We start from the raw sequence: 7,887 nt of genomic DNA on the forward strand, positions 1-7,887 counted from the left end.
GTCGGGTCGGCGGGCCGCGGCGGTGGACGAGCGCAGCACGAGCGAGGTCGCGAGCGGTGACGGCGGGGCCACCCGTTCGCCGCGCAGCAGGCCGGCCAGGGCGGCGGTGCCCACGCGGCCGAGTTCCTCGCCGGGCAGGTCGACGGTGGTCAGCGGCGGGGCGAGCAGCGCGGCGACCGGCACGTTGTCCATGCCGACCACGGACAGCTCGTCCGGCACCCGCACGCCCAGCTCGGCGGCGGCCTGGTAGACCCCGGACGCGACCACGTCGTCGTCGCAGATCACCGCGCGCGGCGCGTCCGGCCGTTCCAGCATCCTGCGGGCGACGCTCCGGGCGGCCGGGTGCCCCTCGTTCAGGCGGACGCCCGACTCGACGACGTCCAGGCCGAGTTCGGCCGCGGCCTGCTCGAAGGCGGCCTGCCGCACCCGGAAGGTGTAGGCGGAATGGATCGCGCGCAGCCGGCCGATCCTGCGGTGGCCGAGCGCGGCCAGGTGCTCGACCGCGGCGCGCATGCCGCCCGCGACGTCGAGCTCGATGGTGGGCCGGGCGCGGTCGGTGCCCGGGTCGGCGTCGAGGAAGACGGCGGGGGTGTCGGCGGGCAGTTCGCCGAGCTGGCTGTCGTCCGGCGAGCAGATCAGCAGGCCGTCGAAGCGGCTCGTGGTGGCGGCCTCGGCGAGGGTCGCGCTGCCCCAGCCGGAGCTGACCACGACGGCCAGGCCGTGCCGCCCGGCCTCCTCGTGGACGCCCTCCAGCACCCGGCCGAAGAACGGGCCGAGGAGGTTCGGGACGGCGAGCAGGATCATCCCGCTGCGGCCCAGGCGCAGTTGGCGGCCGGCCGCCTGCGGGCGGTAGCCGAGGCTGCGGGCGGCCTCGCGGACGCGTTCGCGGGTGGCGTCGGAGACACGGGAGCCGGCCTCGGAGCCGGAGAACACGAGCGAGACGGTGGCCTGGGAGACCCCGGCGAGGCGGGCGACGTCCCGGCCGGTGGGCCGCCGCGCGGGGGCGGGCCAGGTGCCGGAGGCGCCGTGCGGCTCGTGGGCGGCCGATGCGGAACGGCCCGGCTCGTGGGTGGCCGATGCGGAACGGCCCGGCTCGTGGGCGGCCGATGCGGAACGGCCCGGCTCGGGGTTCGGCGGCTCGGAGTTGGGCGGCTCGGGGTTCGGCGGGAGATCGGTGGCGGCGGACACGGCGGCGGGAGCGGGCCGGGGCGGTCCGGCCTCAGTTCCGCGCGGCGGCGGCGCGGGCGGCCTCGTCGGCCGCGTCCTCCTCGGCGTTCTGCGCGGCGATCCGGTCGGCGGTGCGGCTGCGCATCCCGGAGACCTTGGTGGTGATCTGGGCGGACATGTCGTCGCGCTGGCGGCTGAGCAGCACGTAGCTGAGCGGCGCGGAGGCGATCGCGGCCAGCAGGAAGAGGAAGATCACGCCGGTCTGGCCGCTGACCGGGATGATCCCGAAGTGGCCGAGCAGGAGGGCCACCAGCAGGCAGCCGAGGAAGATGCTGACCCGCAGGGAGGTGTAGCGGAGCGTGGCGTGCGACTTGGCGGGGCCGTTGCTGCTGCTCACTGGGGCACGTCCTTCACTGCGCTGGGGGTCGGGGCCGGTCTCCCAGTGAAGCATGCCCGACGCGCGGAGCGGGGGACGGGTCGCCCGTCCCCCGTTTCCGGGCCCGTCCGGAGCGCCGGCCGGGCAGGACCGTCAGCGCAGGTCGAGCCAGAACGTGATGTCGTCGCGGTCGTCCCCGGGGGCGACCCGGATCGCGGCCGGGACCCGGCCGACCTCGCGGTAGCCGCAGCGGGCGTAGAACTTCTCCAGGCCCTGGCCGCCGCGCGCCGTCAGCCGCAGGCCGTCCAGCCCCCACTCCCGGGCGATCCGCTCGGCCTCGGCCATCAGCTCGACGCCGTACCCGCGGCCCTGGGTGTCGGGGTGCACCATGACGCGCTTGAGCATCCGCCAGTGCTCCATGAGGTTGAAGCGCATCGACTCGAAGAAGAGCACCCCGACGAGCCGGCCGCTCTCCGCCTCGTGGGCGACGAGGAGGCGGTCCGGCCCCTCGGGGGCGATCCCGGCGAAGTGGTGGTCGGCGGTGTCCCAGACGTCGTCCTCGGTGACCGGCGCCACGAAGCCGACGGCCCCGCCGGCGTTGGTGACGTCGGTCCACAGGCCGACGATCGCGGCCCGCAGGTCGGGGTCGGGCTTCGGGTCGAGGGTGAAGGTGAGCGTCATGGGTGCGGAGCCTAATCGGTCGTTACGACACGGCGAGAACGGGCCGGTCCTTGCGGCCGGTGCCGCGGAGCGCCAGGCAGAGGCCGACCGCGATCGCGCACAGGGCGCCGGCGCCGTACCAGGTGGCGTCGTAGTTGCCGAGGGCGTCCCGGGCGAAGCCGGCGAGCCCGGCCACCACGGCCGCGCCGATCTGGTGGCTCGCGAGCACCCAGCCGAAGACGATCGGCGCGTCCTCGCCGAAGTGCCGGCGGCACAGGGCGACGGTCGGCGGCACGGTGGCCACCCAGTCCAGGCCGTAGAAGACCACGAAGGCGAGGATCGGCGGCTGCAGCGAGCCGGCCAGCAGTTGCGGCAGGAGGAGCAGGGAGAGCCCGCGCAGCCCGTAGTAGACGATCAGCAGGAGGCGCGAGTCGACGCGGTCGGTGAACCAGCCGCTGGCGATGGTGCCCACCACGTCGAACAGGCCGATCGTGGCGAGCAGGCTCGCCGCCGTCGTGACGGGCATGCCGTGGTCGTGGGCGGCCGGGATGAAGTGGGTGCCGACCAGGCCGGCCGTGGTGGCGCCGCAGATCGCGAAGGAGCCGGCGAGCAGCCAGAACGCCCGGGTGCGGGCGGCGTCGCGCAGCACGCGCAGCGTACGGGCCAGCGCGCGGCCGTCGGCGACGGGTGCGGGCGGGGCCTCGGTCGCGCCGTACGGGAGGAGGCCGATGTCGGCCGGCCGCTCGCGCATCAAGAACAGGACGGGGACGGCGACCGCGCTGGCCGCGAGCGAGACGACGACGACCGCCGAGCGCCAGCCGTGGTGCTCGACCAGCCAGGCGCCGACCGGCAGGAAGATCAGGTTGCCCGCGGCGCCGGCGGCCGTCAGCACGCCGGTGACGAGTCCCTGGCGGGCGCGGAACCAGCGGCCGGTGATCGTGGTGGCGAACGCGCCGGCCATCGAGCCGCTGCCGAGGCCCACCAACACGCCCCAGCAGAGCACCAGTTGCCACGGCTCGCGCATCAGCATGGTGAGCCCGGAGCCGACCGAGATGGTGAGCAGCGCGCACACGACGACCAGGCGCACGCCGAAGCGGTCCATCAGGGCGGCGGCGAAGGGGGCGGTGAGGCCGTAGAGGGTGAGGTTGACGGAGGTGGCGCTGGAGACGGTCCCGAGCGACCAGCCGAACTCGTTGTGCAGGGCGTCCATCATCAGGCTCGGCGTGGAGCGGAAGCCGGCCGAGCCGAGCAGCACCAGCAGGGAGACGCCGGCGACCACCCAGGCGTAGTGCACCCGCCGGGCCGGGCGGGCGGGTGTCGCGGCGGAGGGGGCGGGAGTGGGGGCGAGGACGTTGCGTTCGGTCACGCGGTCGAGTCTCCCGGGGTGGCCGGACGGCGACGAGTGGCCTGAATGCCAGCTTTCGAAAGAATCGGGCCACGGTCTGGCCTAGGCTGGCCGGGGTCCGCGGTCGCGCGGCCCACCCGCAGGAAGAACGGGAGGAACGAGATGACGCACCTGGTCGCGGTCCTGGCCCTGGACGGGGTGATCGCCTTCGAACTCGGCATCCCCGCAAGGATCTTCGGCGGCGCGAAGGGGCCCGGCGGCGAGCCGCTCTACAAGGTTGCGACCTGCACCCTGGACGGCCGGCCGATCGCCACCAGCGCCGACTTCCGGGTGGCCGTCGACCACGGGCCCGAACTCCTGGAGCGGGCCGACACGGTGGTGATCCCGGCGTGCGCCGACTCCAGCCCGACCAACCCCGACGCCGCGTACACGCCCGAACTGGCCGCCGCGTTCGCCCGGATCCGGCCCGGCACCCGGCTGATGTCGATCTGCACCGGCTCCTTCCTGCTGGCCGCCGCCGGTCTGCTGGACGGCCGCCCGGCCACCACGCACTGGCGCTACACCGAGCGCTTCGCCGAGCTGTACCCGAAGGTCCGGCTCGACCCCGACGTGCTCTACACCGACGACGGCGACGTCCTCACCTCCGGCGGGGTGGCCGCCGGGGTGGACCTGTGCCTGCACGTGGTGCGGCGCGACCACGGCAGCGCCGTCGCCAACGCGGTGGCCCGCAACTGCCTCGTCCCGCCGTGGCGCGAGGGCGGCCAGAAGCAGTACGTGGAGGCCCCGAGCCCGGTGGAGCACGGCGGCACCGGCACCGCGGCGGTCCGCGCGTGGGCGCTGGAGCACCTGGACGAACCGCTCGCTTTGCGCCAACTCGCCGACCGCGCGGGCATGAGCGTGCGGACGTTCACCCGGCGCTTCCGCGAGGAGACCGGCAGCAGCCCGGGCCAGTGGCTCACCGTCCAGCGCACCGAGCGGGCACGGCAGTTGCTGGAGCGCACCGACCTGACGATCGACCAGGTGGCCCGGGAGTCCGGGTTCGGCACCGCGACCTCGCTGCGGCTGCAGCTGCGCGGGCGCCTCGACGTCGCACCGAGCGCCTACCGGAAGACGTTCCGGGCGGTGTCCTGAAGGTCGCCGGAGCTGCCGAAGGTTGGCGAAGGTCGCCGGAAGTTGCCCGAGGTCGCCGGAAGTTGCCGGAGGTTCCTGAGGGATTCCTGGGCAATGCCTGGACGACTGGCCGGAAACCGACGCCGCCCGAGGGCACATCGGTCGGCAGACGGGTCGGCACACACGTCGGCGGACCGGACGGCGGATTGGGCGGATCGGATGGCGGCGGGCCGTGCACACCCCGAGCGCGGCACGGCCGGCCGCCATCCAACCGCAACGCACGGGCCCTGAACCCGCGCACCGCTCTCCGCACTCGCCGAGGAGGTTTCCACCTCCGGCAGGCCGCGGTCCCCCCTGCTGGCACGATCCCCCTGGACAGCAGCACCACGACGGCCGGGCGGGTGTCCCCTCGGCGTCCCCTCGCGACGGAGAGCTGCACCCAAGCGTGATCAGTCGGATACGTCACGTCAATGGGTTGTCGGAAATTCGGAATGGTTGCGTCAGGTTTCGGCCGGTGATCGTTGCGGCGGTCGCGCTCCAGGTCGGCGCGGTGACCGCGCGGCGGCGATCGCGCGGCGGTGATCGCAATGCAGTAATCGCACTGCAGTAATCGCGCGGCGGCGCCTACTGCGCGAGCGCCGCCCAGTCCACCCCCGCCAGCGGGTCCGCCGGCCGGGCGTCCGCACCGATCTCGCACCACACCCGCTTGCCCGAGCCGTCCGGGTACCAGCCCCACCGCTCGCAGAGCAACTCGACCAGTTCCAGCCCGCGTCCGTTGGTCGCGTCCGCGTCCGCCCCCGCGTGCCGGGGCGCCGGCGCCACCTGGCTCGCGTCCGCGACCTCCACCCGCAGCGGGGCGGCCGGCACCGGGGCGCCCGCCGGGACGGCGGCGTCCACCGGCAGGCACAGCCGCAGCACGGCCGGACAGCCGGTGTGCACCACGGCGTTGGTCACCAGCTCGGAGACCACCAGCACCACCGTCTCGGCCATCGGCGCGTCCGGGTCGACCCCGTGGTTCAACAGCCGCGAGCGCACCCACCGGCGGGCCCGGCCCACCTCGGCGGGATCCGCCTGCACCGCCAGCTGAACTTGAAGAACCTGCACCGCTCCACCACCCGCACTCGCAGTTCGGCCATCGTCCCGATCGGGCCGGTCCGGCCGGCCGGGCCCTCGCACGTCCCACCCGGTGCTGGCCGCGACACGAATACGCCTCAGGATGAGCGGGCGGACGGACCGCAGCAAGCGCTTCGGGCATATTCCAGCGATCGGGGGACAGGGCAGTGCATACTGTCCCGTTCACTCTGGCGAGCCTCGCACCGGCGCTCGGCCGGACCGCCGCCGACCCCACCGGACCGGCAGTGGCGAACCTACCGCCGCACACCCCCGACACCCGGCCCGCCACTCGCGAACCACCCGTGCGACATATGTCCAACGGCCTTCGAACAGCGGCTTCGAGGGACGGTCCCACGAGCCGACCGTCCCACCATCTGACGATCCGAAACTCACGGTTCCCTTCTTCGGGGATTCCTCCCGCCGTCCGAGGACCGCAAGATACCGTTGAGTAAGCCAGCGGACCCCGGGCAGGAGGGTGGTGTGCGATGGCCGCCCCCGGCCCGATGGCCACCCCGGACCGCGGTGCCGCGACGGCCGCGAACGCCGCTCCCCGCTGGGACGAGCAGCTGCAACGGCGCCTCGCCCGCGGCGAGGAGACCGCGCTCGGCGAACTCTACGACCGGCTCGCGCCGATGGTGCACGGACTCGCCGGGCGCATACTCGCCGACCAGGCCGCCGCCGCGCAGCTCACCCGCGAGGTCTTCGCCCACGTCTGGGAGCACCCCGAGGCGTTCGACCCCGCCCAGGGCTCGCTGCGCTCCTGGCTCGGCGCGCTCACCCACCGCCGCGCCGTCGACCGGCTGCGCCTGCGCCGTGCCGCCGAACCGGGCGCCGGTCCCGGCTCCGCCGAGGACGAGATCCGCGAAGTCGCCACCGCCGCGCGCATGCAGTACGTGGTCGACTCCCTCCCCCACAGCCTGCGTGAGACGATCGCCGTGACGTACTACGACGGCCGCACCTACCAGGAGACGGCCCGTCGGCTCGGCATCAGCGAGCAGGCCGCCAAGCAGCGGATGCGGCTCGGCCTGGAGCTGCTCGCCACCGAACTGGCCGACGAGCGCGCCCGCCAGTACGGACGCAACGCGCAGGACGGCACTTGCGGACGCAGCGCGCAGGACGCGACCTGCGGGCACAACACGCAGGACGGGGCCTCCGGACGGACGGCTCGGGACGGGAACGGGAACGGGAACGGGGGCACGTGACGATCACCGGGGAGCAGCACGACGCCCTGCGCTCGCTGCTCGGCGCATGGGCCCTCGGCGCGTGCCCGCCCGCCGAGGCCGCCGAACTCGAACTCCACCTGCGCGCCTGCCCGGAGTGCGCCGAGGAGGCCGCGCGGCTGCGCGAGGCGGCCGGCTGGCTCGCCGTGGACGAGCCGCTCGACCAGCCGGGCCAGCTGCGCCAGCAGGTGCTCGACTGGTGCCTGTCCCGCCGTCCGGCCGAACTGCCCGTCCCCGCCTGGGGAGTTCCGTACGCGGCGGAGACCGCCAAGCTCGACGCGCTGCTGCGCGACCTCGGCCCGGAGGAGTGGCAGGAGGTCGCCGAACTCCCGTGGCACGGCGGCACCGAGTACCTGCGTCCGGCCGAGGTGCTGTGCCACCTGGCCGCCGTGGACGGCTACGTGGCGCTCGCCCTCGGCCTGCCGGACCCGGTGCCGGCCGTTCCGGGCGCCGCCGCCGCGCCCGTCGAGCGCCGGGTGCCGCCGCAGGAGCCGGACGTCCGGCCGCGGCCGCCGCGGGTGCCGCCGCAGGGCGGCCGGTACGCCGGGATCACCGGGCGCACCGCGCGGCTGGTGGCCGGGGCGGCCGGCCGGCCGCCGCAGTCGGTGCGGGCCCACTGGCGGCAGCAGACCCACGACCTGGTGCGCAGCGCCGCGCTCGCCCCGCAGGGCAGCACGCCGGTGGACTTCGGCTTCGCGACCGTCCCGCTGCGGGACGCGTTCGTGGACCGCGCCTTCGAGTGCTTCGTGCACGGCGAGGACGTGGCCCGCGCGGTGGCGTACCCGTACGACCCGCCCGCGCCGCAGCACTTGCGGCAGATGGTGGAGCTGGCGGTCCGGATGGTCCCGCACGCCCTGGCCGGGCTGCGGGCCGCCCAGCCGGCCGGGGCGCCGGCG

At 75.0% G+C, this 7,887-nt stretch carries 8 protein-coding genes; 3 read left to right on the top strand and 5 right to left on the bottom strand.

Translation table 11 applies throughout. The annotated features are described in order from the left end of the window. The 4 genes from AB0O00_RS24345 to AB0O00_RS24360 form a co-directional block, all read right to left on the bottom strand. Positions 1-1,188, bottom strand: a 1,188-nt coding sequence (locus AB0O00_RS24345; RefSeq protein WP_363655084.1) for a LacI family DNA-binding transcriptional regulator, incomplete at its 3' end; no start/stop codon positions are given. A gap of 31 nt (positions 1,189-1,219) precedes the next feature. Next, positions 1,220-1,564 (bottom strand): DUF4229 domain-containing protein, encoded by a 345-nt coding sequence (locus AB0O00_RS24350; protein WP_363655086.1) that lies wholly within the window; start codon positions 1,562-1,564, stop codon positions 1,220-1,222. A gap of 132 nt (positions 1,565-1,696) precedes the next feature. Further along, entirely contained in the window at positions 1,697-2,224 is a 528-nt protein-coding gene (locus AB0O00_RS24355) for a GNAT family N-acetyltransferase (RefSeq protein WP_363655088.1), read from the bottom strand. 22 nt (positions 2,225-2,246) lie between these two features. Continuing rightward, the gene (locus AB0O00_RS24360; protein WP_363655090.1) at positions 2,247-3,569 is read right to left on the bottom strand and encodes an MFS transporter; all 1,323 of its coding nucleotides are present in this window, start codon (positions 3,567-3,569) and stop codon (positions 2,247-2,249) included. Positions 3,570-3,710: 141 nt separating this feature from the next. Here AB0O00_RS24360 and AB0O00_RS24365 point away from each other — a divergent pair, with 141 nt between their 5' ends. Next, positions 3,711-4,679: a helix-turn-helix domain-containing protein gene (locus tag AB0O00_RS24365; RefSeq protein WP_363655092.1), complete on the top strand. Its 969-nt coding sequence runs from the start codon at positions 3,711-3,713 to the stop codon at positions 4,677-4,679. A 603-nt stretch (positions 4,680-5,282) separates the two neighbouring features. Here the strand turns inward: AB0O00_RS24365 and AB0O00_RS24370 are convergent. Beyond that, complete coding sequence (locus AB0O00_RS24370; RefSeq protein WP_363655094.1) at positions 5,283-5,762, bottom strand: ATP-binding protein; 480 nt, start codon at positions 5,760-5,762, stop codon at positions 5,283-5,285. 494 nt (positions 5,763-6,256) lie between these two features. On the opposite strand from AB0O00_RS24370, the gene AB0O00_RS24375 reads away from it, so the two are divergent. Together AB0O00_RS24375 and AB0O00_RS24380 are read left to right on the top strand one after the other, a co-directional pair. Next, complete coding sequence (locus AB0O00_RS24375; protein WP_363655096.1) at positions 6,257-6,973, top strand: sigma-70 family RNA polymerase sigma factor; 717 nt, start codon at positions 6,257-6,259, stop codon at positions 6,971-6,973. Then, a partial coding sequence (locus AB0O00_RS24380; protein WP_363655098.1) for a zf-HC2 domain-containing protein occupies positions 6,970-7,887 on the top strand: 918 nt, incomplete at its 3' end. The genes AB0O00_RS24375 and AB0O00_RS24380, both read left to right, overlap by 4 nt.

This window comes from Kitasatospora sp. NPDC093558, from assembly GCF_040683475.1.
In the GTDB taxonomy this organism is placed as follows: Bacteria; Actinomycetota; Actinomycetes; order Streptomycetales; family Streptomycetaceae; genus Kitasatospora.

What these genes read in the sequence shown, in the direction of transcription:
- AB0O00_RS24355 (WP_363655088.1), bottom strand. Translation starts at nt 2,224, where the DNA reads ATGACGCTCACCTTCACCCTCGACCCGAAGCCCGACCCCGACCTGCGG.
- AB0O00_RS24365 (WP_363655092.1), top strand. Translation starts at nt 3,711, where the DNA reads ATGACGCACCTGGTCGCGGTCCTGGCCCTGGACGGGGTGATCGCCTTC.
- AB0O00_RS24375 (WP_363655096.1), top strand. Translation starts at nt 6,257, where the DNA reads ATGGCCGCCCCCGGCCCGATGGCCACCCCGGACCGCGGTGCCGCGACG.